This window comes from Shewanella zhangzhouensis, assembly GCF_019457615.1.
In the GTDB taxonomy this organism is placed as follows: domain Bacteria; phylum Pseudomonadota; class Gammaproteobacteria; order Enterobacterales; family Shewanellaceae; genus Shewanella; species Shewanella zhangzhouensis.
In genome coordinates this window covers 403,150-427,500 of record NZ_CP080414.1, presented here as the reverse complement: position 1 = coordinate 427,500, position 24,351 = coordinate 403,150, and the positions used below count along the sequence as shown (strand labels likewise).

General features: G+C 54.9%; 22 protein-coding genes (1 of these 22 only partly in view). 5 read left to right on the top strand and 17 right to left on the bottom strand.

Translation table 11 applies throughout. The features are described 5' to 3' along the window. Together secA and K0H63_RS01900 are read right to left on the bottom strand one after the other, a co-directional pair. Positions 1 to 2,300, bottom strand: partial view of a preprotein translocase subunit SecA gene (secA, locus tag K0H63_RS01905; protein ID WP_220066478.1) — the 5' portion only. Its footprint begins 427 nt before the window's first position; only the first 2,300 of its 2,727 coding nucleotides appear in the window; its start codon is at positions 2,298 to 2,300; its stop codon lies beyond the left edge, outside the window. 57 nt (positions 2,301 to 2,357) lie between these two features. Then, a complete protein-coding gene (locus K0H63_RS01900) occupies positions 2,358 to 3,257 on the bottom strand; it encodes a M23 family metallopeptidase (protein WP_203325794.1) in 900 nt (299 codons plus the stop codon). Positions 3,258 to 3,284: 27 nt separating this feature from the next. Between K0H63_RS01900 and K0H63_RS01895 the strand changes: the two genes are divergently transcribed. Beyond that, positions 3,285 to 3,737 (top strand): DUF721 domain-containing protein, encoded by a 453-nt coding sequence (locus K0H63_RS01895; protein ID WP_011758481.1) that lies wholly within the window; start codon positions 3,285 to 3,287, stop codon positions 3,735 to 3,737. A 16-nt stretch (positions 3,738 to 3,753) separates the two neighbouring features. Here K0H63_RS01895 and lpxC read toward each other — a convergent pair whose 3' ends face one another. The 15 genes from lpxC to mraZ all read right to left on the bottom strand — a co-directional run bounded on the left by lpxC (position 3,754) and on the right by mraZ (position 20,690). Then, a complete protein-coding gene (gene lpxC / locus K0H63_RS01890) occupies positions 3,754 to 4,674 on the bottom strand; it encodes a UDP-3-O-acyl-N-acetylglucosamine deacetylase (RefSeq protein WP_220066477.1) in 921 nt (306 codons plus the stop codon). Positions 4,675 to 4,828: 154 nt separating this feature from the next. Further along, positions 4,829 to 6,013 carry a cell division protein FtsZ gene (ftsZ, locus tag K0H63_RS01885; protein ID WP_220066476.1) on the bottom strand — a complete coding sequence of 395 codons (1,185 nt, stop codon included), beginning with the start codon at positions 6,011 to 6,013 and terminating at the stop codon, positions 4,829 to 4,831. 28 nt (positions 6,014 to 6,041) lie between these two features. Continuing rightward, positions 6,042 to 7,277: a cell division protein FtsA gene (gene ftsA / locus K0H63_RS01880; protein ID WP_011758478.1), complete on the bottom strand. Its 1,236-nt coding sequence runs from the start codon at positions 7,275 to 7,277 to the stop codon at positions 6,042 to 6,044. A 3-nt stretch (positions 7,278 to 7,280) separates the two neighbouring features. Then, positions 7,281 to 8,105: a cell division protein FtsQ/DivIB gene (locus tag K0H63_RS01875; protein ID WP_220066475.1), complete on the bottom strand. Its 825-nt coding sequence runs from the start codon at positions 8,103 to 8,105 to the stop codon at positions 7,281 to 7,283. Positions 8,106 to 8,217: 112 nt separating this feature from the next. Next, on the bottom strand, positions 8,218 to 9,672 hold the full coding sequence (murC, locus tag K0H63_RS01870) for a UDP-N-acetylmuramate--L-alanine ligase (protein ID WP_220066474.1): 1,455 nt from the start codon (positions 9,670 to 9,672) through the stop codon (positions 8,218 to 8,220). A 9-nt stretch (positions 9,673 to 9,681) separates the two neighbouring features. After that, positions 9,682 to 10,764, bottom strand: a complete 1,083-nt coding sequence (murG, locus tag K0H63_RS01865) for an undecaprenyldiphospho-muramoylpentapeptide beta-N-acetylglucosaminyltransferase (protein WP_220066473.1) — start codon at positions 10,762 to 10,764, stop codon at positions 9,682 to 9,684. Continuing rightward, positions 10,765 to 11,973 (bottom strand): cell division protein FtsW, encoded by a 1,209-nt coding sequence (gene ftsW, locus K0H63_RS01860; RefSeq protein ID WP_220066472.1) that lies wholly within the window; start codon positions 11,971 to 11,973, stop codon positions 10,765 to 10,767. Next, a complete protein-coding gene (gene murD / locus K0H63_RS01855; protein ID WP_434086742.1) occupies positions 11,963 to 13,294 on the bottom strand; it encodes a UDP-N-acetylmuramoyl-L-alanine--D-glutamate ligase in 1,332 nt (443 codons plus the stop codon). Before murD ends, ftsW begins: the two co-directional genes overlap by 11 nt. A 2-nt stretch (positions 13,295 to 13,296) precedes the next feature. Then, positions 13,297 to 14,379 carry a phospho-N-acetylmuramoyl-pentapeptide-transferase gene (mraY, locus tag K0H63_RS01850; RefSeq protein WP_011758472.1) on the bottom strand — a complete coding sequence of 361 codons (1,083 nt, stop codon included), beginning with the start codon at positions 14,377 to 14,379 and terminating at the stop codon, positions 13,297 to 13,299. Further along, a complete protein-coding gene (locus tag K0H63_RS01845; RefSeq protein ID WP_220066471.1) occupies positions 14,380 to 15,747 on the bottom strand; it encodes a UDP-N-acetylmuramoyl-tripeptide--D-alanyl-D-alanine ligase in 1,368 nt (455 codons plus the stop codon). Further along, positions 15,744 to 17,207 carry a UDP-N-acetylmuramoyl-L-alanyl-D-glutamate--2,6-diaminopimelate ligase gene (gene murE, locus K0H63_RS01840; protein WP_220066470.1) on the bottom strand — a complete coding sequence of 488 codons (1,464 nt, stop codon included), beginning with the start codon at positions 17,205 to 17,207 and terminating at the stop codon, positions 15,744 to 15,746. Before murE ends, K0H63_RS01845 begins: the two co-directional genes overlap by 4 nt. After that, positions 17,204 to 18,940, bottom strand: a complete 1,737-nt coding sequence (locus K0H63_RS01835) for a penicillin-binding transpeptidase domain-containing protein (protein ID WP_220066469.1) — start codon at positions 18,938 to 18,940, stop codon at positions 17,204 to 17,206. The genes murE and K0H63_RS01835 overlap by 4 nt, the downstream gene beginning before the upstream one ends. Next, the gene (ftsL, locus tag K0H63_RS01830) at positions 18,937 to 19,248 is read right to left on the bottom strand and encodes a cell division protein FtsL (protein WP_011758468.1); all 312 of its coding nucleotides are present in this window, start codon (positions 19,246 to 19,248) and stop codon (positions 18,937 to 18,939) included. The genes K0H63_RS01835 and ftsL overlap by 4 nt, the downstream gene beginning before the upstream one ends. 10 nt (positions 19,249 to 19,258) lie before the next feature. Further along, on the bottom strand, positions 19,259 to 20,200 hold the full coding sequence (gene rsmH / locus K0H63_RS01825; protein ID WP_220066468.1) for a 16S rRNA (cytosine(1402)-N(4))-methyltransferase RsmH: 942 nt from the start codon (positions 20,198 to 20,200) through the stop codon (positions 19,259 to 19,261). A 31-nt stretch (positions 20,201 to 20,231) separates the two neighbouring features. Further along, positions 20,232 to 20,690 carry a division/cell wall cluster transcriptional repressor MraZ gene (mraZ, locus tag K0H63_RS01820; RefSeq protein WP_220066467.1) on the bottom strand — a complete coding sequence of 153 codons (459 nt, stop codon included), beginning with the start codon at positions 20,688 to 20,690 and terminating at the stop codon, positions 20,232 to 20,234. Positions 20,691 to 21,083: 393 nt separating this feature from the next. Here mraZ and K0H63_RS01815 point away from each other — a divergent pair, with 393 nt between their 5' ends. Genes K0H63_RS01815 through K0H63_RS01800 form a run of 4 tightly spaced genes read left to right on the top strand, consistent with a single transcriptional unit; the run spans position 21,084 to position 24,351 of the window. Then, the gene (locus K0H63_RS01815) at positions 21,084 to 21,761 is read left to right on the top strand and encodes a PepSY domain-containing protein (RefSeq protein WP_220066466.1); all 678 of its coding nucleotides are present in this window, start codon (positions 21,084 to 21,086) and stop codon (positions 21,759 to 21,761) included. Further along, entirely contained in the window at positions 21,758 to 22,792 is a 1,035-nt protein-coding gene (locus tag K0H63_RS01810) for a PepSY domain-containing protein (RefSeq protein WP_220066465.1), read from the top strand. Before K0H63_RS01815 ends, K0H63_RS01810 begins: the two co-directional genes overlap by 4 nt. A 51-nt stretch (positions 22,793 to 22,843) precedes the next feature. After that, on the top strand, positions 22,844 to 23,116 hold the full coding sequence (locus K0H63_RS01805; RefSeq protein ID WP_220066464.1) for a hypothetical protein: 273 nt from the start codon (positions 22,844 to 22,846) through the stop codon (positions 23,114 to 23,116). Between the two features lie 59 nt (positions 23,117 to 23,175). Beyond that, positions 23,176 to 24,351 (top strand): YjgN family protein, encoded by a 1,176-nt coding sequence (locus K0H63_RS01800; protein WP_220066463.1) that lies wholly within the window; start codon positions 23,176 to 23,178, stop codon positions 24,349 to 24,351.

The window sequence follows — 24,351 nt, the reverse complement described above, 5'->3', positions numbered from 1 at the left end:
ATCACGGCTTTTTCGAACTGGCGAAGTACCGGCGTGCCCACCATTTGCTCTTTGGCATCGTACGCCTGGCGCCAGGTATCCACGATACGCTCACGCAGGGTCTCTTCGTGCAGGTCGTCTTCTTTATCCAACCATTCCTGCACAGGCAATTGCAGACCAAACTCTTTGGCAAGGCGATCTTCCAGACCCGGCACATCCCACAGTTCTTCCACTGACTGAGGTGGAATATATTGGCTGATTACGCCGTCAACCACATCGGCCTGGATGTTCTTGATCGTATCTTCGATGCTTTCGGCATCCATCAGCTCGTTACGCTGGGCGTAAACAACCTGACGCTGGTCGTTGGCTACGTCATCAAACTCGAGCAGTTGCTTACGGATATCGAAGTTACGTGCTTCTACTTTACGCTGAGCGTTTTCAATGGCACGGGTCACCCATGGGTGCTCAATGGCTTCGCCCTCTTCCATGCCCAGCTTCTTCATCATGTTGGCAACGCGCTCAGACGCGAAGATGCGCATCAGGTTGTCTTCCATCGACAGATAGAAGCGAGATGAACCCGGATCGCCCTGACGACCTGAGCGACCACGCAGCTGGTTGTCGATACGGCGAGATTCGTGGCGCTCGGTACCCAGAATGTGCAGACCACCGGCTTCAACCACGGCGTTATGGCGAACTTCCCAATCGGCGCGGATGTTGGCGATGTCGGCTTCAGTTGGGTTTTCCAACGCCTCAATTTCTGACTTCCAGTTGCCACCCAGCACAATGTCAGTACCACGACCGGCCATGTTGGTAGCCACGGTCACGGCACCACTGCGACCCGCCTGGGCCACAATTTCCGCCTCTTTCTCGTGGAATTTGGCGTTCAGTACCTGATGGGGGATTTTATCCTGGTTCAGCAAACGCGACAGCAGCTCTGACTGCTCAATGGAAACGGTACCCACCAGCACAGGCTGACCGCGCTCACGGCAATCTTTGATGTCGGTGATGATGGCCTGGTATTTTTCACGGGCAGTGAGGTATACCAGATCCGGCATATCTTTACGCACCATAGGGCGGTTGGTTGGCACCACCACGGTATCCAAACCATAAATGTGCTGGAATTCGAACGCTTCGGTATCGGCAGTACCCGTCATACCGGCAAGCTTCTCGTACAAACGGAAGTAGTTCTGAAAGGTAATGGAGGCGAGCGTCTGGTTTTCGTTCTGAATGCGCACGCCTTCTTTGGCTTCAACCGCCTGGTGCAGACCTTCAGACCAGCGACGGCCCGGCATGGTACGACCGGTGTGCTCATCCACGATAACCACTTCATTATTTTGCACCACATAATCCACGTCCTTTTCGAACAGGGTATGGGCACGCAGGGCCGCGTTAACATGGTGCAGCAAGGAAATATTCGCTGCTGAATACAGGGAGTCACCTTCGGCAAGCAGGCCAGCTTCGGTCAGCAGTTGCTCAACCTTTTCCTGACCGCGCTCGGTCATGTGCACCTGACGGGCCTTCTCATCGATGGAGTAGTCACCCTCACCCACGAACTCTTCGCTGTCTTCCTTTTCCTGACGGATAAGGCTTGGGATCAGTTTATTGACCCGCATGTAAAGTTCAGAGCTGTCTTCAGCGGCGCCGGAGATGATCAGTGGCGTACGGGCTTCATCGATAAGAATGGAGTCCACTTCGTCAATCAGGGCATAGTGCAGTGGACGCTGGACGCGATCGTTTGGCGAAAACGCCATGTTGTCGCGCAGGTAGTCAAAACCAAATTCGTTGTTGGTGCCGTAAGTGATATCGGCATCGTAGGCGGCTTTTTTGTCGGCGTGGCTCAAACCAGCCACGTTTACACCGACAGACATACCGAGGAATTCAAACAGTGGGCGGTTGTTCTCTGCGTCGCGGCGAGCCAGATAGTCGTTCACCGTGATCACGTGCACCCCTTTACCGGTCAGGGCATTGAGGTAAGCAGGCAGTGTGGCGGTCAGAGTTTTACCTTCACCGGTGCGCATCTCGGCGATGCGGTTACTGTCCAGCACCATACCGCCCATCAGCTGCACGTCGAAGTGGCGCATCTCAAATACGCGTTTGGATGCTTCACGAACAGTGGCAAAGGCTTCAGCCATCAGCTCATTGAGAGTGTCGCCCTTTTCGAGGCGGGCCTTGAACTCGGCCGTTTTGGCCTTGAGTTCCTCATCGGAAAGCTTCTCGTATTCCGCTTCCAATGCGTTAATTTTTACTACGACCTTGCCCAGTTGTTTCAGGGTGCGGTCGTTACGGCTACCAAAAATTTTTGTCAGTAAATTACCAAACATCTGATTACTTATCTCAATGAAGGCCAAGTCCCTGGACGAGTCTCACAGCCAAAGTTGTTAACCTGCCTTGCGGTAGACATATTTCTGTGGGTCAATCTGCTGACCCGACCGCAACACTTCGTAGTGAACATGGGGACCGGTAGAACGGCCGGTACTGCCCATGGTGGCAATTTTTTCACCCTTGGCGACTACATCACCTACAGCTACTGACAAAGTTTTATTGTGGCCGTAGCGGGTACGCAGACCATTGCCATGATCTACTTCCACCAGTTGGCCATAACCGAACATGTCTCCGGCCCATGTCACTACACCACCTGCGGTGGCGATAACATCGGCCCCCTCTGTGCCGGCGAAGTCAATGCCTTTATGCATGGTTCTTCGGCCGGTGAAAGGGTCATTGCGTAAACCGTAGGGCGACGAGAGATAGCCTTTGCTGACAGGGCGCCCTGATACATAACGTTCTTCATCTATATGGAGATTGGCTGCCACGGTTTCAAGTAGTGCCAGCTGAGCGTCATTGTTATCAATTCTGAGTGCCAGCTTATTCATGTCTTCAATAAGCTGGTTGAGTTCGATAGCAGAGCCGAGATCGCTCGAGCCACCCACGCCGGCTTCGGCGGAGAAGTCGAATTGATCTTCAAGCTTGTAATTTTGAGCAACCTGCTGACCCAAAGCTTCCAGGCGAGTAATCTTCGCCTGCATGCGGCCTACGTAGGCGGTCAGAGTTGCGAGTTGGGATTCGGTCGCATTTTTCAGCTCAAGCACTTCGCGCTTTTGGCTTTCACGCGCCTGGCGTTCATTGTCGACACTGGCCTGCTGGCTTTCAAAACGGGCACTGTTGTGCTGATACAGACCTGCGCCTGTGGCCAGCAACAATACCGGAAGCAGCAACCATCGTTTACCGGGCTGCCAACGGGTTACACCGCTGCGGCCTTGAATAAAAACTGTTACACTCATAGCTTCAATCAGCCATCTTCTTATTGAATGAAAAAGTTACCTCAGGACCTCGCTGCGCTCATGCACACGACCGGCACTCTGCCGGATATCGCCGAAAAGGCGGAGCTGCTCAACAATCTGGATCAAGTCGTGAAACAGATGGTATCAGGTCCGGTCGCGGAGCAACTCAAGGTAGCCAATCTCCGCCACGGTACTCTCGTTATAGAAACGGCAACGGCCGCATGGGCCGCCCGCATCAACTTTCAAAAGCCTATGCTACTGAAACAACTGCAGGCCGAAACGCTCCCAATGCTCACCGCTATTGACGTTAAAGTCAACCCGGCGCTGGCACACTATCGGCCAAAAGCCACAGTGAACACCAATCAACTCAGTGAAACAGCAGCGGCACATCTCGAAGCGCTGGCAGAACATACCGAAGGCAGTCTGGGCCAGAAACTGAAACGGCTGGCTGCATTGGCCAGCCGTCACAGGCAGTCATGAAGTTAACTTATCATGCTCAGGCAAACACTGCATTGCCGGGCATGGCAAAACTGACAGGTGCGTCAGCTTCTTTGTCAAAGCTCACCAATTCCCAGGCATCCTGAGCGGCAAGCACTGCCCTGACCAATTGGTTGTTCAGGGCATGGCCGGTCTTATAGGCACAAAACTCACCTATGATGGCATGACCGGCGACATAGAGATCGCCAAATGCATCCAGGATCTTGTGCTTAACGAACTCGTCCTCATAACGCAGGCCATCGGGGTTGAGGACGCGGTATTCATCAAGCACCACGGCATTTTCCATGCTGCCACCCAGCGCCAGATTGTTGGCACGCAGATACTCAATATCGCGCATAAACCCGAAAGTACGGGCACGGCTGATATCTTTCACAAAGGCAGTAGAGGAAAAGTCCATCACCATATGCTGTTGGCTGCGGGCAATCTCAGGGTGATTAAAGTCAATGGCAAAGTTGACTCTGAAGCCCTGGAACGGACGGATTTCCGCCCACTTGTCGCCGTCTTCCACACGTACGGTGCGCTTGATACGCAGATATTTTTTGGGCGCTGACTGCTCCTGAATACCGGCACTCTGCAGCAGGAATACGAAGGGGCTGGCGCTGCCATCCATAATCGGGATTTCGGGCGCGTCCACTTCGATAACGGCATTATCAATGCCGAGACCTGCCAGGGCGGCAAACAGGTGCTCGATAGTCGAAATGCGAACACCTTCATCATTTACCAGAGCGGTACACATGGTCGTTTCCCGAACCATATTCGCCAAGGCTGGAATGGCCACGGCGGGGTTCAGGTCGGTACGCATCAGTACTATCCCTGTATTGATTGGCGCGGGTTTAATGGTAAGCGTGACCTTATTACCGGAGTGCAATCCAACACCGGTGGTCTTAACCATTTCTTTAACTGTTCTTTGAAAAATCATTCAGTTACCCGTTTTGCATTCAACAAATCTCTGTCACTCAGGCAGTCGAAAACGACAGCCAAGAGTGCGGCTGGTCAGACATGCTACCACAAGTCAGGCATTTCACAAAAAATAAGCTACTTTGCCACTTTGCTGTCTGTACCGGTTTTTTTACTCAGTCAGCCTGCTTGCGCAGAAAAGCCGGAATATCCAGGTAATCAAGCTCGTTCTTCGGTGCAGTCGCTACCTGAGGTGCAGCTGATGGTACAGCATTACCTTTGGGTGCGGCTGGCTGAGTCTGATATACAGGCTCTTCGGCTACAAAGGTTTCAACCTTTGGCTCAACAACCACAGGCTCCGGACGAGGCTGAACCTTGGGTACCAGCTGGATATCAGGCTTCTTATCGGCGCCGATACCGGTGGCAACCACGGTCACACGCAGTTCATCGCTCATCTCTGGGTCGATAACGGCACCCACGACCACGGTCGCGTTGTCTGACGCGTAGGCCTTCACGTGGTTACCCACGGTTTCGAACTCTTCGATGGTCATGTCCATACCGGCGGTGATGTTCACCAGCACGCCACGGGCACCGGCGAGGTCGATGTCTTCCAGCAATGGGCTGGCGACAGCGGCTTCAGCAGCTTCTTCGGCGCGGTCTTCACCACGGGCAACACCGGTACCCATCATGGCGTTACCCATTTCAGACATAACGGTTTTCACATCGGCGAAGTCGACGTTAATCAAACCTGGACGGGTGATGAGCTCGGCAATACCCTGCACAGCGCCCAAGAGCACATTGTTGGCAGCCGCGAAGGCATCCAGCAGTGATGTACCACGGCCCAATACCTTGAGCAGCTTCTCGTTGGGGATGGTGATGAGGGAGTCAACGTGCTTGGCAAGCTCTGCAATGCCCTGTTCGGCATAGGCCATACGCTTTTTTCCTTCGAAGGGGAATGGCTTGGTCACCACGGCCACAGTGAGAATGCCTTCTTCGCGGGCCACTTCGGCCACCACTGGCGCAGCACCGGTACCTGTACCACCGCCCATACCGGCAGCGATAAAGATCATGTCCGAGCCCTTGATAGCAGCGCGGATGCTTTCTTTGTCTTCCTCGGCGGCCGCACGGCCCACCTCAGGATTGGCACCGGCACCCAGGCCCTTGGTCACATCACGACCCAGTTGGATCGTTTGACCCGCAGCTGACTTGCGCAGCGCCTGTGCGTCAGTGTTGGTTGCCACGAACTCAACACCTTCAATATTGTGCTTAACCATATGTTCAACGGCGTTGCCACCGCCGCCACCGACGCCGATGACTTTAATCACCGCCTCGTCAGAATGAGTATCCATGATCTCAAACATGGTCTGAATCTCCGTTTGCCTGCGTTAGTTAAAATTCACCCTTAAACCAGCTCTGGACCCGATTCCAGACACTGGTGACCCCTTGACGCTGCGGACGCTCGTATTGCCGCTCAAGCACCCGACGCGCGCCATAGTGAAGCAGCCCCACCCCGGTGGAGTAAATGGGCTGATCCACATATTCGTATAAACCTTTGACCGGCATGGGCGACGCCACCCTTACCGGCATGCCGAACACAGCTTCGGCTACATCGACAGCACCTTCGATTGAAGCGGTACCGCCGGTGAGCACTATGCCTGCGGCAATCTGATCTTCCAGTCGAGCGCTGCGAAGCTCTTTAAGTACCAGCTCGAACAGCTCCTGATATCTTGGCTCAACCACTTCAGCCAGGGTATGGCGAGACATGGTGCGCGACGGACGGCCCCCCACAGAGGGCACTTCGATACTGTCTTCGCGGCTGACCATGGCACTGCGCGCACTGGCGTATTGCACCTTGATTTGCTCGGCATGTGACAGCGGCGTCCTGAAAATTTTGGCGATATCGTTGGTCACCTGGTTACCGGCCACAGGTACTACGGCGCAGTGACGCAGAGCACCATTGGTGTACACGGTAATGTCTGTGGTACCACCACCGATATCCACCAGGCACACGCCCAGGTCTTTTTCATCATTGGTCAGCACTGCATCGGCCGAGGCGATACCGGAAAACACCAGGTCATCTACCTTAAGACCACAGCGCTCGACGCTCTTGGTAATGTTTTTGGCCATGTCGTTGGCGCAGGTGACGATATGCACCTTGGCCTCCATACGCATGCCAGACATGCCGATGGGGCTGCGGATCCCTTCCTGCACGTCGATGGCGTATTCCTGCGGCAACACGTGCAGGATGCGGCGCTCCGTGGGGATCTTCACCGAGCGGGCCGTGTGGATGACGTTGTCCACGTCTTCCTGAGTCACTTCTTCATCGTTGATGGACACCATGCCGCGCTCGTTCTGGCAGGCGATGTGCTTGCCGGAAATCGACATGTACACAGACGACACCTGACAATCGGCCATCAGTTCGGCCTGATCCAGTGCCCGCTGCACGCTGCGCACGATAGAGTCGAGGTCGTTCACCCCACCCTTGTCCATGCCCCGGGAGGGATGGTTGCCAAGACCCACAATGCTGATCTCTCCGTCAGGCATGACTTCGCCGATGATCGCAGCGACCTTGGCGGTACCTATGTCCAATCCGACTATCAGATTTCTATCCTGGTTCTTGGTCATCAGTTAGCGACTCTCTTGTTTTGTCTCATCCCAGCCTACGGCCAATCCTGTGTCGTAGCGCAAATCCACTCTGGCGACGGCCTTTGGCTGCTTGGCCAGCGTGGGGTACACATTGATAAAGCGCTGTACCCTCGCCATCTTGTCTTCCCGCCCAAGTTCCAGAGTGATGCCGTTATCAAGCACGGCAATCCACGCATGTCTTGGACTCAGGCTCAGGCTCTCAAGCCCATAGCCATTAATCCTCAGCAGTTCCGCTATCTGCCGGTAAGAGGTGAGCACCTCTGCCGACATATTTTCTGGCCCGGACAGTTTGGGCAGGTCGGTCAGCCCCTGCTGCTCAGGTGCGCTGAACACCTCGCCCTGCTCGTTCACCCAATCCATGCCGTTCCAGCGGGCGGCGGCCTGCTGCTCCTGTAGGTACACCTTGATACGCGCCGGCCACATCCGTCGTACCGATGCCTTGTATACCCAGGGCAAGGCTTCAATCGCCTGCTGTATTTCCATCACATCGGCGCTGAAAAAACTTCGCGCCATCAGTTTTTCCATGGCACCACGGATTTCTTCCTCCGTGGTGTACACCCGGTCGCCCTTGATAACCAGGGCCTCAATGGGCAGGGCTTCTGCATTGTTCAACAGCCCATGGAGCCGATAGCCGCTGTACCCCAATCCGGCCAGCACCAGCAGAAAAAAGCTAAAACCGGTAATCAGGTACCAATTAAGCGAACATAATCCAGCCCAAAACTGCGCTCCGCGCTGGCGAAGCTCCGGCCCTCTGGGCCGCTTTTCCGGCGGCGCCCTGCGCGTCGGGGTTTTCCTGTCTCTTGCCAACGCCTGCTCCTCAGCGCCGAGCCACAGAATAACCGGCCATTATATAGACCCGGGATCTCAGGTCAAAGACCAAAGAGAACAACCACTTAACTGATGAAATTTTCAACAGCATTCAGCTATTTTCCACCTTGGCAAATCCAAGCTCGGTAGCCGCCAACTCCCGGGACAATGCACCAATATTGCCAGCCCCCTGGCACAGCAGCAGATCGCCATCGGCCAACACATCCGGCAGCACGGACGTCAGCTGCTCTGGGCTTGCCACAAAAATCGGCTCCAACTGGCCACGCTGACGGATAGAGCGGCACAGGGCGCGGCCATCGGCACCGGGAATGGGCGTTTCTCCGGCGGCGTATACTTCCAGCAATACCAGCTTGTCGACCTGGGACAACACTTCGACGAAGTCCTCGTACAGGTCGCGGGTACGGGTATACCTGTGGGGCTGGTATGCCATCACCAGGCGCTTATCGGGCCAACCGGCGCGGGCGGCTTTAATGGTCGCAAGCACTTCGCTCGGGTGGTGGCCATAGTCGTCCACCAGCATGACCTCACCGTTGGGAGTCGCAAACTTGCCCAGATGTTGGAATCGGCGACCTATACCCTGAAATTCGGCCAGCGCTTTAACGATGGCCTCGTCTTCGATGTCATCCTCTGTGGCCACGGCAATGGCCGCCAGGGAGTTAAGCACATTGTGCTGCCCGGGCAGATTCACCTTGAGTGACAGGTCGTCTTTGCCCTTGCGGCGCACGGTAAAGCGGCAGCTGTGGCCTTCCTGTACAAAGTTCAGCGCCTGCACATCGGCATCATCACTGAAACCGTAAGTCACGACCTGACGGCCAATGCGCGGGATAAGCTCGCGCACCACTGGGTCGTCCACACATACCACGGCCACACCGTAAAACGGCAGATTGTGCATAAAGTCCACGAAGGTGGACTTGAGCTTTTCGAAGTCGCCGCCGTAGGTGTCCATATGGTCGGCTTCGATGTTGGTCACCACGGTCACCATGGGCTGCAGGTGCAGGAAGCTCGCATCACTCTCGTCGGCCTCGGCAATCAGATAACGGCTTGAGCCCAAACGGGCATTGGTGCCGGCACTGTTAAGCAGTCCGCCTATCACAAACGTCGGGTCACGCTCGGCCTGACCATAGATACTGGCAATCAAACTGGTGGTGGTGGTTTTGCCGTGGGTACCGGCAACCGCCACGCCATGGCGATAACGCATCAGCTCGGCAAGCATCTCTGCGCGGCGCACTATGGGAATACGCTTCTCTTTGGCAGCGGCGATTTCAGGGTTGTCCTGCTTGATGGCGGTTGATACCACCACCACATCCACACCACTGACGTTATCGGCGCCATGGCCGATAAAAATACGGGCACCCAGACTTCCCAGACGCTCTGTCACGGCATTGTCGGCGATGTCCGACCCGCTGACCTGATAGCCTTCGTTTACCAGTACTTCGGCAATCCCGCCCATACCGGCGCCGCCAATACCAACAAAGTGGATGCGGCGCACGCGGCGCATTTCGGGGATCATGGTACGAAGCTGTCTGTACTTCTCTGTCTGTGTCATAACTAACCTTTATTTCGCCAGTTCGCGGCAAACCTCAGCCACACGTTCGGTGGCATCCAATACGGCCGCCGCCCTGGCCCTTTCACCCATACGGGTCAATTCATCTCTGTCACCGGCAAGCAACTGCAGCTTGTCGGCCAAAAGCTCTGTGGTGGCAATGGGCTGGGGCACCAAAAAGGCCGCGCCTGCATCCACCAATACCCGGGCGTTCATGGTTTGGTGGTCGTCCACCGCATGGGGATAAGGCACCAGAATACTGGGCAGCCCCACCGCAGCGAGCTCAGATACGGTCAGGGCGCCCGCCCGGCACAGCACCACATCGGCCCAACGATAGGCCGCTTCCATATCATCAATAAATTCAGCAATCTTGACGCCGCCATCCTGGCCCTGCTGCTGATACTCGGCCTGCACCGCCGACAGATTGTTCTTACCCGTCTGGTGCCACACAGTCACAGGCTGGAGCTGGGCGATTCTGGCGGTGACCGAAGGCATCAAATCGTTAAACACCTTGGCACCCAAGCTGCCGCCAACGACCAGTACTTTCAGCGCTTCGGTACGTGACTCACGGGGCTTGGCTCCCAGTGCCACCAGCTCTTCGCGGATGGGATTCCCCACGGTTGTTCCCAGAGTGCCGAAAGCGCCCTCGAACGCGCAGAGCACCCGGGTCGCAATCCGGGACAATAACTTATTGGTCATACCCGGAATGGCATTTTGCTCATGGAGCACCAGAGGAATGCCACAGAGTTTTGCTGCCACACCGCCCGGGCCACTGGCGAAGCCACCCATGCCAAGCACCACATCCGGTTTGAACTGACGAATGACCTTTCTTGCCTGCATCACGGAGCGCAGTACCTTAAAGGGTGCGGCGAGCTTACGCAGCAAACCATTTCCGCGCACGCCCTGAATATCGATAAAGTCGATATCGAAACCATGCTGAGGCACCAAACGCGCCTCCATGCGGTCGGCCGTGCCGAGCCAGCGTATTTGCCAGCCTTCACTGGCGAGACGCCTGGCCACCGCCAGCGCAGGAAAGACGTGACCACCGGTGCCACCGGCCATCACCAAGAGTCTTTTGCCTGTCTGTGGGCCCATTTAGAGTCTCCCCTGTACTGCCTGAATCTGACTCAGGCGTTTTTCATAATCGATGCGAAGCAAAATACACACGGCCGAGGTCATTACCCACAAACTGGAGCCGCCGTAGCTGATAAAGGGCAGCGTCAGCCCCTTGGTGGGCAACATGCCGATACTGGCACCCACATTCACCACGGTCTGGAAACAAATCCAAATCCCGATGGCGTAAGCGAGGTAGCCTTCAAAGGCACGCTCGAGCCCCAAACACTCGTTACCCAGACGTATGGCGCGCAGCGCCACAAACATCAATGCCAGCAGCACCATTACAATGCCGATAAATCCCAGCTCTTCCCCAATCACCGCAAAGATAAAGTCGGTATGGGCCTCTGGTAAGTACTCCAGCTTCTGGATGCTGTTTCCCAACCCCTGCCCCAGCAAATCACCCCGGCCATAGGCCATCAGTGACTGAGTGAGCTGGTAACCACTGCCGAAGGGGTCTTCCCAGGGATTAAGGAAAGACGTCACACGGGCGACACGGTAAGGTTCGAGCACAACCAGTGCGACGAAGGCCATCACGCCGGCAAAAATCAACAAAAAGAAGTCGAGCAACCTGGCACCGGCCAGGAATAGCAGGCCAACTGTACCCACAAAGAGCACAACCACTGTGCCCAAATCCGGCTGGGCCAGGATCAGGAGTGCATAAAGAGCAAATACGGCGATGGGTTTATAAAACCCCTTGGCGTTTTCACGTACTTCCTGGAGCCTGCGCACCAGGTAACCCGACAGGTAAATGGCAAATACCAGCTTGGCCATTTCGGCCACCTGGATACGTATCGGCCCCACACTTAGCCAACGCCTGGCGCCATTCACCGTAGTGCCCACCACCAGCACGGCAATGAGGAGCACAAAGACACCCAGCAGCAACAAGGGGCTGTATTTTTGCCAGCTTGCCATGGGGATGCGCAGCACCACGGCGGCAATCGCCACACAGCCCACCAAATAAAACACATGGCGGTACATAAAGTGGAAGGGATCGTCCTTCAGACTCTGGGCCTCTGGCATAGAGGCCGACATCACCATCACAAAACCAAATGCCATCAATCCCAGCACAACAGACAGCAGCGCACGGTCGTACAACTGGTTGCCGGGCGCACTACGTCCGCTTAACCAGCTGGTCCAGAAATGACCACTACGCTCAAACAGGGTGAGCTGTTTGCTGTCAGTTGCCATAGACCCGCCCCACGTTGGCCCTGAAATCATCTCCTCGGGCCATAAAGTTGGTGTACATGTCCAGGCTGGCGCAGGCTGGTGACAAGAGCACTATGTCACCCGGGTTTGCCAGGGCTTTTGCCTTTTCAACCGCTTCGGCCATGGTTGCCACCTTAATGGCACCTTCTTTCAACGCGGCAATCTTGTCGCCATCACGGCCGAGGGTAATAAGGTAGCTAACGGCCCCCAGCGCATCTCGCAGAGGTTCGAAGTCAGCCCCTTTACCATCGCCACCGGCAATCAGGATGATGTCACCCAGATGCTCCGCAAGGCCATTGAGCGCCGCGACAGTCGCACCCACGTTGGTGGCCTTGGAGTCGTTGACCCAGGCGATGCTGTTATGGCTTGCCACCAGTTCACAGCGGTGTGCCAGCCCGGTAAATTCCTTCGCGACCTTCACCATGGCCTCACGGGAAATACCCGCGGCTTCGCAAAGCGCCATGGCGGCGAGCAAGTTGGCGTGGTTATGGCTGCCAATCAGGGCCACATCCAATAAATTCATGATTTCACTGGCGCCGTGGTAAATCTTGCCATCCATCAGCCCCCAGTCATCAAGCTCGGGGACACCCAAACCAAAACTGACGGTATTGCGTGGTTCATCCGGCATGGTCGCCGCATCGTCACGGTTGTAGACGCTGAGCTTACTTTGGGGATAGAGCCTCAATTTGGCCTGACGATAGGCTTCGAGGTCTGTGTACCTGTCCATATGGTCTTCACTGATGTTCAGGCAGGTGCCGGCAATGCAATGAAGACTGTGGGTGGTTTCCAGCTGGAAGCTGGACAGTTCCAGCACAAAGAGCTCTGCGCCTTTGCCCAGCAGTTCCAGCGCGGGTACGCCAATATTGCCGCCAACGGCAACGGACTTGCTATCAGCCCTGGCCATTTCCCCCACCAGAGTGGTCACGGTTGACTTGCCATTGGAGCCAGTAATGGCCAGCACACAGGGCGGCATGTCCTGAATTTCGCGGGCAAAAAGCTCCACATCGCCAATCACTTCAATGCCCATATCCATGGCCGCGCGCACTTCTGGGGTATCGACGGCAATGCCCGGACTGATGATGATGCTCTGTGCCTGCACCAGATAGCGGCAATCGAAACCACCCGTAACCAGCGACACATCCGGAAACTCTGCACTGAGTACATCCATACCCGGCGGCTGGCGACGGCTGTCCATCACCAGCGGCACTATGCCTTTGCGTGCCAGAAAGCGCACCACCGACAGCCCCGTGGCACCAAGGCCCAGAACGACGTGTGAGTGTGGCTTATCCAGTGGCAGACCCATAATTACCTCAGCTTCAGCGTGGCCAGACCCAGCAACACCAGGAACAGGGAGATGATCCAGAAGCGGACAATCACCCGTGGCTCCGGCCAGCCTTTGAGCTCATAGTGGTGGTGAATGGGTGCCATGCGGAAAATCCGCTGGCCACGCAGCTTGTAAGAACCCACCTGCAAAATCACCGACAGGGTTTCCATCACAAACACACCGCCCATGATCACCAGCAGGATTTCCTGACGTACCAGCACGGCGATGGTGCCGAGCGCAGCGCCCAGAGACAGCGAGCCCACGTCACCCATAAAGACCTGTGCGGGATAGGTGTTGAACCACAAAAAGCCGAGGCCAGCGCCAACAATGGCGGTACAGACAATTACCAGCTCGCCCGAGCCCGGCAAATAGGGAATATGCAGGTAGTTGGCAAATTGCACGTGACCGGACAGGTAGGCAATCAGCGCGAACGCTGCAGCCACCATGACGGTTGGCATGATGGCCAGGCCGTCCAGACCATCGGTCAGGTTCACCGCGTTGCTGGCGCCCACAATGGTGAAGTAGGTCAGCACAATAAACATCAGGCCAAGCTGCGGCAGAATATCTTTAAAGAAAGGCACCACCAACTGGGTTTCACCCGGATGCTTGGTCGAGTAAAACAGATAAAAAGCCACCACAAGCGCCGCCAGCGACTGGAAAATGTATTTCCAGCGCGCAATCAGCCCCTTGGGGTCTTTACGCACCACCTTGCGGTAGTCGTCGATAAAGCCAATCAAGCCAAAGGAGCCCAGCACAAACAACATGACCCACACATAGCGGCTGCCCAGATCACCCCACAGCAGTACGCCGATAAAGATGCCGGCCAAAATCAACAGCCCACCCATGGTTGGGGTGCCACGCTTGCTGAAATGTGACTCTGGACCATCATTACGCACTACCTGTCCAATCTGCAGCACCTGCAGACGCTCAATCAGTTTTGGGCCCCACCAGAGGCTGAACATGAGTGCCGTCAGCAGCGCCAGAATGGCTCTGAAGGTCACATAGGAAAACACGTTAAACCCGGTGTAAAACTGGGTCAGATATTCGGCCAGATAAACCAGCATTTATTTCAGCTCCCCGCGCCCATGGGCGGCTGTTAAGGCCTCGACAACCCGCTCCATGGCGGCGCTGCGAGACCCTTTCACCAACAGGGTCATATCTCCCTCTACCCCGTTGATATAGTTAATCAATTCACTCACGAGAGCATCCAGCTCTTCGAAATGTTTACTGCCAAAAGCCTGGCTGGCATGGCGGCTTAAGCGGCCCAGACAAAACAGGCTGTCGAGACCGGCTTCTTTGGCCTTCTGCCCCAGCTCAAAGTGCAAAAGGGCAGCATTGTCGCCTAATTCACCCAAATCGCCCAGTACCAGGGTCCTGTTTGTAGAAATTTCTTTCAGCCAGTCGATGGCGGCACCCACAGAATTGGGGTTGGCATTGTAGCTGTCGTCCACCAGGAGCAGACGTCCCAACTGACGTGGCATCATACGGCCTTTGACCGGAGCCAGTTTGGCAAGACCCGCCGCTATTTCTTGCAGAGGTAAGCCCAGGGCAATGCAGATGGCGGACGTTGCCAGCGCATTGGATACCTGATGCTTACCTGCCAGCGGTAGACTCACGGTCACATGGTCGCCACCGTGGCACAGGTAAAAGCTGTATCTGCCGAATGCATCAGCGGTCACTTCCCGGGCGGTAATGTCGGCCCCGGCGCCAAGACCAAAAGTCAGTACCCGCTTGCCCTTGAGTTTGGCGAGCATGGTACCTGCATAGCGGTCGTCCAGATTCACAATCCCCACTCCGTCGTCCGCCAGATGCAGATAAATTTCGGACTTGGCCTCGGCAACACCGGCCTCAGAGCCAAAGCCTTCGAGGTGAGCACTGCCTACGTTGTTCACCAACGACACCGAGGGACGAACCAGCGATGAGGTGTAATCAATCTCACCCTTGTGGTTAGCACCCAGCTCAAATACCCCATACTCGTGGCCCTGCTCCAGACGCAGCAGTGTGAGGGGTACGCCAATTTCGTTGTTAAAGTTACCTGCGGTAAAGAGCACCGAGTGCTGCTGCGACAGCACGGTAGCAACCATCTCTTTTACGCTGGTTTTGCCGTTGGAGCCGGTAAGCGCCACACACACGGGATTAACCCTGTCCCGCACTACTGCGCCTATCTGGCCCATGGCTTTTTGTGTATCGGCAACCACCAGTTGTGGCAGCGCGAGCGGCAGCTCACGTTCAACCAAAAGCGCTGATGCCCCTGCAGAAACCGCTGCGTCGGCAAATTCATGGCCGTCAAAACGCTCACCTTTCAGTGCCACAAACAAGCTGCCCGCGGTCATTTTGCGACTGTCGCTGTCGAGATGTGACACGACTACATCTTCGCCGCAAAGACGCCCATGGGTGGCCGATGCCAATTGAGTCAGACTCAGAGGGATCACAGATTTTCCTCACTTAATGTGCGCGCCAGCGCGCGCTCATCGTATTCATGTTTCACACCGGCGATTTCCTGATAGGTCTCATGGCCCTTACCGGCCAGCAAAATGAGATCGCCTGCCTTTGCCATCGACACCGCATGGCGAATGGCGGCAACCCTGTCGACCATGCACAGGGCGCGTTCAGGGGCAGCAAGGCCCGCCTTCATATCGTCGAGAATTGCACTGGGGTCTTCGCTGCGGGCATTATCGGATGTCAGCACCAGGTTATCGGCAAAGGCTTCTGCCGCTGCGGCCATCAGCGGACGCTTGCCCTTGTCTCTGTCACCGCCACAGCCAAATACAATCCAAAGCGCGCCTTCACAGTGATGGCGGGCCGCCTTGAGCGCCTGCTCTATGGCATCGGGGGTATGGGCATAATCCACAACAAGGGAGACCCCATCTTTACGGGGGAAACACTCCATCCGTCCTGGAACGGCTTCGAGTCTGGCGGCGGCAGCGACCAGCTGCGGCACCCCATAACCCAGCTGCGCCATGGCGCACAGGGCCGCGAGCAGATTGGAAAGATTGAAGGCACCCAGTAAGCGGCATTCGAGGGGCAGCTCCCCACCGGGCCACACCAAGGTGGCGGAGAAGCCCGCATGATGAAAATGGGCATTCTCAAAACGCCAAGTCGCCTTGGAATGTCCAAGGCAGCTGAACCCCGTGGCCGAGCCCATGCCGTCAAACCACTGCTCACCGACTTTATCGTCGAGATTGATAACACGGGCGCTTAAACTGCCAAACGCAAAGAGGCGACGCTTCGCAGCGGCGTAGTTATCCATATCGCCGTGGTAATCCAGATGATCGCGGCTGAGATTGGTAAACACGGCCACTTCGAAAGGCACAGCCTCTACCCGCCCCTGTACCAGACCGTGACTGGAGACTTCCATAGCGCAGACTTTGGCACCCTGATGTTCAAAGTCATACAGGTCGGCCATTACACGTACTGCATCTGCGGTGGTGTTGCCCACATCCTGCAACTGTCCCCAAAGGCCGTTGCCGAGGGTGCCCATCACTGCGGCTTTATCGCCCAAAAGTTCTGTAAGCTGGGCAATCAGTTGGCTGACAGAGGTCTTGCCATTGGTGCCGGTAACCCCCACCACCTTAAGCTTGCCCCTTGTCAGGGCGTAATATTGCCGGGCCAGTGCGGATACCTGACGATTCAGTTGGAAAAAGGCGATGCAAAGCCCGGGTTCATGGCTGACCTTACCGTGCTCATCCGGGTCGTCTGTGTGTACCAGCGCCGCCGCAGCCCCCTTGGCAAAAGCAGCCTCAAGGTAGGCCCGTCCATCGGTTTTATAACCCGGCACAGCAATGAACAGGCCACCGGCTGTTAACTGCCGACTGTCTATCACAGGGGCATTAACCGACTCAGTGCCTGCGTAATGAAACCAGGGGGCCAATAAGTCTTTGAGCAACATCATTCAGCCTCCCGCAAATTCGCCGCCAGCTGCACTTGCTCACGGGTACTGATGGGCTCAACGTTCAGCATTTGCAGTGCACCGGCCATCACCTTTGAAAACACAGGCGCCGACACGTCGCCGCCGTAATATCTGTCACCCTTGGGTTCGTTGATAACCACCGCAATGGCAAGACGCGGGTTATTGACGGGGGCTACCCCGGCAAAAGTGGCCAGGTAATCGTCACCGTAACCGCCAGCCACCGCTTTACGGCTGGTACCTGTTTTACCTGCGACCGGATAACCGTCGATATGTGCCTTGCGCGCCGTGCCGCCCTGCTCAGTAACGCCAACCAGCATGTTCATGACGTTGTTGGCCACCTGGGGTGACAACACCTGCTGACCTTCAGGCTTCTGCTTCAACTTCAGAATGGACGCTGGATAAAGCACACCACCGTTACCCAGGGTCGCATACATGCGCGCCAGCTGCAGCGTGGTGGTAGTCAGGCCGTAACCAAAGGCCAGGGTTGCGCGCTCAAAATCAGACCAACGGTGTTTTTCCTGGATAAGACCGGCACTTTCGCCCGGTAAGCCTATACCCGAGTAATTGCCCAAACCTATGGAGTAGTAAGTGCCAAGCAGCTGTTCTACCGGCATTCCCAGGGATAACTTGGCAACGCCCATGTTGCTCGACTTCACCAGAATTTTGGTGAGCGACATATCGCCGTAATTGTTGGAGTCCCGCACCTGGCGTCCACCCAGCCGCATCCAGCCGGGTGATGTGGGGATAATGTCTGATGCCTTGACAGTGCCTGACTCCAGCGCGGCGGCCACCACAAAGGGTTTTACCGTTGAGCCGGGCTCGAAGGTGTCGGTCACGGCACGGTTACGCATCTTGAAACTTTGCCAGTCATCGCGGCTGTTGGGGTTGTAGGATGGGGTGTTGGCCATAGCCAGCACTTCACCTGTCAACACATCGATGACCACCACAGAGCCAGAGGTCGCCTGATGCATCTCGGTGGCGCGCTTCAGCTCTCGGTAGGCAAGCTGCTGAATACGCTGATCGATGCTGAGCACCAGGTCGTTGGGGCTCTCGCCTTCCTGCACTATGTCCAAACGCTCAACCACATGGCCATCGCGGGACTTACGTACTTTCTGTTTGGCAGGGGTTCCTGTCAGCCAGTTGTTGTAGGTACTTTCAATCCCTTCAATACCCAGATCATCAATGTTGGTCACCCCAATCAGCTGCGCAGTGATCTCCCCGGCCGGATAGTACCGGCGTGACTCGGGTTTGAGGTAAACGCCGGGCAGCTTAAGCTGGCGAATATACTCGGCCACAGCAGGGGTAATTTGCCGTTTAAGATAGGTAAAACGTTTACTTGGGTTGTCTTGAACCCGGGAAATCAGTGTATCTGGCTTTTCGTGGAGTACGTCTGCCAGGGCCTGCCAACGACGCATGTCGGCAAAACCATTTTTGTCGTGGACTTCTTTGGGGTCTGCGTATACCGCCTGTACCGGCACACTCACTGCCAGCATTTCACCATTGCGGTCGGTGATAAGCCCCCGCTGCACGTCGCTGCTGCTGGTGCGCAGAGTGCGCATATCGCTTTCACGGCGCAGTTTGTCCGGCTCAATCAACTGAATATATGCGGCGCGGCCAACCAGACTGGTAAACAGCAGACACACAAAGCCCACCACAACGTAAAGACGCCATGGGATGGGTTGTGCTTTCTGGTTGCGTTTTGCCTGCTTACTCATGGCACTCTCACTACCACTTCTTCATTGGGAAGGGGTCTGACCATATTCAGTTCCTTAGTCGCTATCCTTGTGATCCTGCTGTGCTCTGCCAGCGATTGCTCTTCAAGCAACAGATTTCGCCATTCAATGTTCAGCCGATCCCGCTCCTGCATCAGCAGCGCTTCTTCTGAAGTCAGTTTGCGGCTGACATGGCTTGTATATACAACTGCGACACCATTCAACATCACACAGAGCGCGAGTAAAAACGTCCATTTGTGATGCCACAGGTCCATCAACACAATACGTGGCAAACTCAGCGGCTTACTCATCGGTAACTCCTCAGAATGGCAGGCGCTCTGCCACTCTCAGTACCGAGCTGCGCGCTCTGGCGTTTTGTTCAATTTCTTCATCCGACGGCTTCATGGCTTTCCCCACGGGCAGCAGAGTGCGCGACTTATTCAACTGCGCCTCGGTGACAGGCAAACCATGGGGCAACTCTTCACCCTGGCTGTGGCGGCGGATAAAACGCTTCACGATACGGTCTTCCAGTGAATGAAAACTGATAATGGACAGACGGCCGTGGGGAGCGAGCACTTTGAGCGCCCCCTCCAATGCCTGATCGATCTGTTCAAGTTCACTGTTGATGTAAATGCGGATCGCCTGGAAAACGCGGGTAGCCGGGTGTTTGTTACGCTCTTTACTTTTGGCGACTCTGGCTATCAGGTCTGCCAGTTGTTTGGTGCGGGTAAAAGGCGTTTTTTCTCTATCGGCCGCGATACAGCGAGCGATGTGGCGGGCATTACGCTCTTCGCCATAGGTTTTAAACACCCACGCCATGTCTTCGATTTCAGCCCGGGCCAACCATTGGGCCGCCGTTTCGCCCTGGGAGTTATCCATGCGCATATCCAATGGACCGTCGCGCAAAAAGCTGAAACCCCGTTCTGCATCGTCAAGCTGCGGAGAGGAAACGCCCAAGTCCAGCAGGACCCCATCAATCTTGCCAACCAGGCCAAGTTCTTCGACGTACGTAGCCAGTTGACCGAAGCCGCCGTGTACAATCTGGAAGCGGCTGTCGTTAGCAAACCGCTCTGCCGCCTTAATGGCCTGAGGATCCCTGTCGATGGCAATCAGGCGTCCATCAGTTCCCAGACGCGACAATACCTCACGGGAATGCCCGCCACGGCCAAAGGTACCGTCGATATAAATGCCGTCAGCCCGAATATTGAGCCCGTCAACGGTCTCAGCAAGCAGTACGGATAAATGGGCAAAATCCTGGCTCATCGCGTTCTTCTTATATCCTTGGGTTCACTCATCAGAGCGAAAAATCTGCAAGACGCTCATTGGCTGCCAGATCCTCGCTGCGGATAACATCCTGTGCGCTTTGGATCTGGGCCTGCCACTGGGCTTCGTCCCATAACTCAAACTTGTTCAGTTGCCCCACCAGCATTGCTTTCTTGTCCAGCTGAGCGTACTGACGCAAAGGGGGCGGTAACAGCAAGCGGCCATTGCCGTCCATTTCTATCTCGTGGGCATAGCCGAGTAACATCCGCTTAAGCGCACGTTCTGTGGGCTGGGTATCGGACAGTTTCAGTAACTTGGCTTCAATCAGGCTCCATTCGTCGGCCGGGTAGATGAGCAGGCAACTCGCCTGAATGTCCACCGTGATGACCAACTTGCCCTCATGGCCAGACAACAGGGGTTCGCGGTATCGCGTTGGAATCGCGATCCGTCCTTTGGCATCAAGATTGATTGCACTGGCCCCTTTAAACACCGTTGTCTGTTTCCCCTGTTGAGGTTGCTCGATCCACAAAGATCCACAATTTCCCACAATTGCTAAGTGTAGGGACAGTGCGCAACCTATGTCAAGGGCACAAAACAGCGATAAATCCAGACGGCAAGCGGCCTCGCGCGAAGTTTAAACATTGTTGTTCGCGTGGAGAAAAGTGGCAAAAAATTGCTAAACAGTGGAAAAAACACACATTAAATGCCAGTGAATTTTTAATAATCTTCCCGGGATGGTGAGGTGCTGTCCCTTTTTAGAAACAAAAGGTGGATTTTCAACCTTGAACTGGCTCCCACAAATCTGTGAAGATGCGTGACACCTTCGACTGATTAACCCCCTTTAATGGCATCCATCACACAAGTTCGACGCTGGCACCGGCTGTTGGCACCACTGATAGGGATACAAGTCCTGCTCTGGTGCATCAGCGGCGCCTATATGGTGCTGACCGACATAGACAATATTCACGGTGATCATCTGGTGGCCGAACCTTTGCTCCCTATCGATCATGCCCAGGTACGACTGACCTTTGCCAGTGTAAAAGCCGACTACCCAGGTGCCATGCACATACGTCTGAAGCAAACCCCGCAAGGTCCGGTGTATTTCTTTAAAGAGGGTGGCATGGCCAAGGCCATTAACGCCAAGACTGGTGAGCCGCTGACACCACCGGATGAAGCCTCAATCCGGACGCTCGCCACGCTTGTATATACAAGCAATGATCCCATTGCCAAAGTGAGCCTCTATGAGGAGCAGGCCCCCGCAGAAATGAGCCCGCGGCTCTTACCTCTGTATCGTGTTGATTTTGATGCACCTCTGTCACCCAGTCTTTATTTTTCGGCCAATACCGGGGAGCTTGTGGGTAAGCGGTACGACGGCTGGCGCTTGTTTGATTTCCTGTGGATGCTGCACATCATGGATTACGCCGAGCGGGACAATATCCACAATAATCTGCTTCGCATCGCGTCACTGCTGGCCTTGTTATTGGCCCTTACAGGTTCAATGCTGGCATGGCGCAGCTTAAAGCCCACCTCTAAAAGCAAAAAGCCGGAGGGCACGGCATGAACTGGCTAAAATGGCATCTTTATCTTGCAACCTTGTGTGGTCTGCAAATGCTGTTGTGGCTCGGTTCCGGCCTGGCGCTGAGCCTGATTGATGAAGAGTATCTGGACTCAAATAGGAATCGCGTAAGAGACACGGGCATGCCGATGAATGCACCGCGCCACTTCCATGCAAATGAGGTCTCCCTGCCTGCGCAAGTCACCGAAATCCGCCTCGACAGCATCTTATCCAGGCCAGTTTATCGTTTAATGTTGGGGGAAAAGAGCCTGAGTCTATGGGCGGATACTCTGACACCTATGGTGCTGGATGAGCCCCTGCTTCGCCAGATAGCTGCCGCCAGCATCAATTTACCCCTGGAGGAGCAGCCTCAGTATCTGCCCGGCGATGAAACAGGATTTCCCGCATCGGTCAAAGTCGCCTTGTTTAAGGCCTACAACGACAGGAACACCCGCGTGCTGGTCGATGCCGACAGTGGCAAACTCCTGGCCCATAAAGACATAGGTTCTGATCTTAAAGAGCTGCTGCTGATGCTGCACTTTATGGACTATGCACCGGGTAATGGCATTGCTTTTAACCATCTCGGGATCCGCATTTTTGCGTTACTGACATTGTTGATGGTATTCACGGGCGCCTTGGTCGTGTGGCAGCGCTGGCAGGGCGGGTTTTACCTGTTGCGCAAAGCTGACGCCAATAGCCAACACCTCAGCGTGTTTGATCTTAAGGGTAACGAACTGGGTCAGTTCTGTGCCGGCCCTTCACTCCTTGAAACCATCAATGCCAATAACCCCTTATTGCCGACTCAATGCGGCGGCGGAGGCAGCTGCGGTCTCTGTACCCTGGTCTTTATTGACACTCCACCCGCGGCCACCGAGGCCGACATCAAACGTCTTGGGGAGAAAGTGGAACAGGGACAGCGCCTCGCTTGCCAACATGGCGCTTATACAGGCCGTGTGAGGCTTGCTAACAAAGCCCAGGAGCGCTATTGGCATAAGCAGTGCCAGATATCCGAACCCAGCAGCAATGAAAATGTCTAAATATTAGGCAGAACATGCCGATAACCAGTGCAGGAAGCACAGGAGGCGGGAATGAGTGGATTGGACAGCATCTATGCCATGTTGGCAAGACCGGTAAAGGCAACGCTGGAGCGGAGTCGCCGGGTAAAACAGCTGGATAATGATACGGCTATCGATAAGGATAGCCATGAGGCCCCTCAGTCTCAGTTACCGCCGGACATTGCTCACAAACAGGGTCAGGCAGACGACAACAACGGCCAACCCAAGCCCAGGGAAAGTGTCAACAAGCCCGCAGTAGAGCGGCGGGCCCGCCGCACTGGTAGTCATATCGATATTGAGGTTTAAGATTGCCTTAATATTGTACAGCTGCTTAAATGGGAGTTTTCCAATGGAAGGAAAATTCAGTGGATCAGGCAAACTCCCATATTCCTCAAAAACATTCTTTCAAATTCCATGGTGATAGCACCGAATACTTCGGGATATGGATAGTTAATATCCTATTGTCGTGTATTACCTTAGGGATTTATTCTGCCTGGGCCAAAGTACGGACCAATCAGTATTTTTACGGCAACACGGAACTGGATGGCGACAGATTCGAATATCTGGCTAAGCCTCTGCAAATACTGCTAGGTCGTATTATTGCAGCAATCGTCTTTGCCATCTGGATTAGCACCAGTACTTTATTTCCACTGGTTAATGCGGGGCTTGGTGTGCTACTGATGTTGGTTTTCCCTTTCTTGGCTACCCGTAATATTCGATTTGATGCACGCATGACACGCTTTCGAAACGTTCGATTCGACTTTCAAGGCAGTTATGGCGGCGCCTATATCGCTTTTCTTGGAAAGCCTGTAATCGCTTATGTGCTGCTATTGATAGGCCTGATGCTTTCAATGGCGGCTATCGAAAGTAAAAGTATCTTGGCGATATGCGCTGCTTTGATAGGCCTCGTAGCAGTTATAATATTAACCTACAGCTGGGTAACGGCCGGAGTTGCACGCTACATTGTCAATGGATACCGCTACGGAGAGACCCAATTTAAAGCCAAAGTCGACACCGGCGAATACATGGAAATCGTTGCTTGGGCGGCATTGATAGTGGCGGCTTTTGTCGCAACATTTTTAGCTCTAACCTTGGGTGCATCGGATTTTCAACCGAGTTTCAGACTTATTCGTGACAATTCAGAGGCACAACTGGCGAAGTCGGTTCTTTTTATCGTATTTTTCGTTTTCCTATATTTTTCAATCTTTATTTTTGGCACCATAGTCTACGGCTTTATCAAAGCGAAGACTCGCAACTATCTGTTTAACCAGATTGCTATTGATGACAATCTGCGTCTCAGCTCAAATATCCCAGTATCTGGCTTCATTGGCCTAATGCTTACCAACGCGCTCATTACCATATTCACCCTAGGTCTAGGCCGCCCTTGGGTTGACATTCGAACGGCAACATATTTGGCAGAATATACCCATGCATCGGGAGATATGGGTTTCGCGCATATACAGGATCACAATGCCGGAACCGATAATGCCATTGCAGATGAAATGGTTGATATATTCGACTTGAATATCGGTGCCATTTAA

Coding starts and splice junctions, on each gene's coding strand:
- ftsA (WP_011758478.1), bottom strand. CDS start 7,277: ATGACCAAGAACCAGGATAGAAATCTGATAGTCGGATTGGACATAGGT.
- murE (WP_220066470.1), bottom strand. CDS start 17,207: ATGATGTTGCTCAAAGACTTATTGGCCCCCTGGTTTCATTACGCAGGC.
- K0H63_RS01810 (WP_220066465.1), top strand. CDS start 21,758: ATGAACTGGCTAAAATGGCATCTTTATCTTGCAACCTTGTGTGGTCTG.
- ftsZ (WP_220066476.1), bottom strand. CDS start 6,013: ATGTTTGAGATCATGGATACTCATTCTGACGAGGCGGTGATTAAAGTC.
- K0H63_RS01900 (WP_203325794.1), bottom strand. CDS start 3,257: ATGAGTGTAACAGTTTTTATTCAAGGCCGCAGCGGTGTAACCCGTTGG.
- rsmH (WP_220066468.1), bottom strand. CDS start 20,200: ATGAGCCAGGATTTTGCCCATTTATCCGTACTGCTTGCTGAGACCGTT.
- K0H63_RS01805 (WP_220066464.1), top strand. CDS start 22,844: ATGAGTGGATTGGACAGCATCTATGCCATGTTGGCAAGACCGGTAAAG.
- K0H63_RS01835 (WP_220066469.1), bottom strand. CDS start 18,940: ATGAGTAAGCAGGCAAAACGCAACCAGAAAGCACAACCCATCCCATGG.
- ftsW (WP_220066472.1), bottom strand. CDS start 11,973: ATGGCAACTGACAGCAAACAGCTCACCCTGTTTGAGCGTAGTGGTCAT.
- K0H63_RS01895 (WP_011758481.1), top strand. CDS start 3,285: ATGAAAAAGTTACCTCAGGACCTCGCTGCGCTCATGCACACGACCGGC.
- murD (WP_434086742.1), bottom strand. CDS start 13,294: ATGGGTCTGCCACTGGATAAGCCACACTCACACGTCGTTCTGGGCCTT.
- mraY (WP_011758472.1), bottom strand. CDS start 14,379: ATGCTGGTTTATCTGGCCGAATATCTGACCCAGTTTTACACCGGGTTT.
- lpxC (WP_220066477.1), bottom strand. CDS start 4,674: ATGATTTTTCAAAGAACAGTTAAAGAAATGGTTAAGACCACCGGTGTT.
- murC (WP_220066474.1), bottom strand. CDS start 9,672: ATGACACAGACAGAGAAGTACAGACAGCTTCGTACCATGATCCCCGAA.
- ftsL (WP_011758468.1), bottom strand. CDS start 19,248: ATGAGTAAGCCGCTGAGTTTGCCACGTATTGTGTTGATGGACCTGTGG.
- murG (WP_220066473.1), bottom strand. CDS start 10,764: ATGGGCCCACAGACAGGCAAAAGACTCTTGGTGATGGCCGGTGGCACC.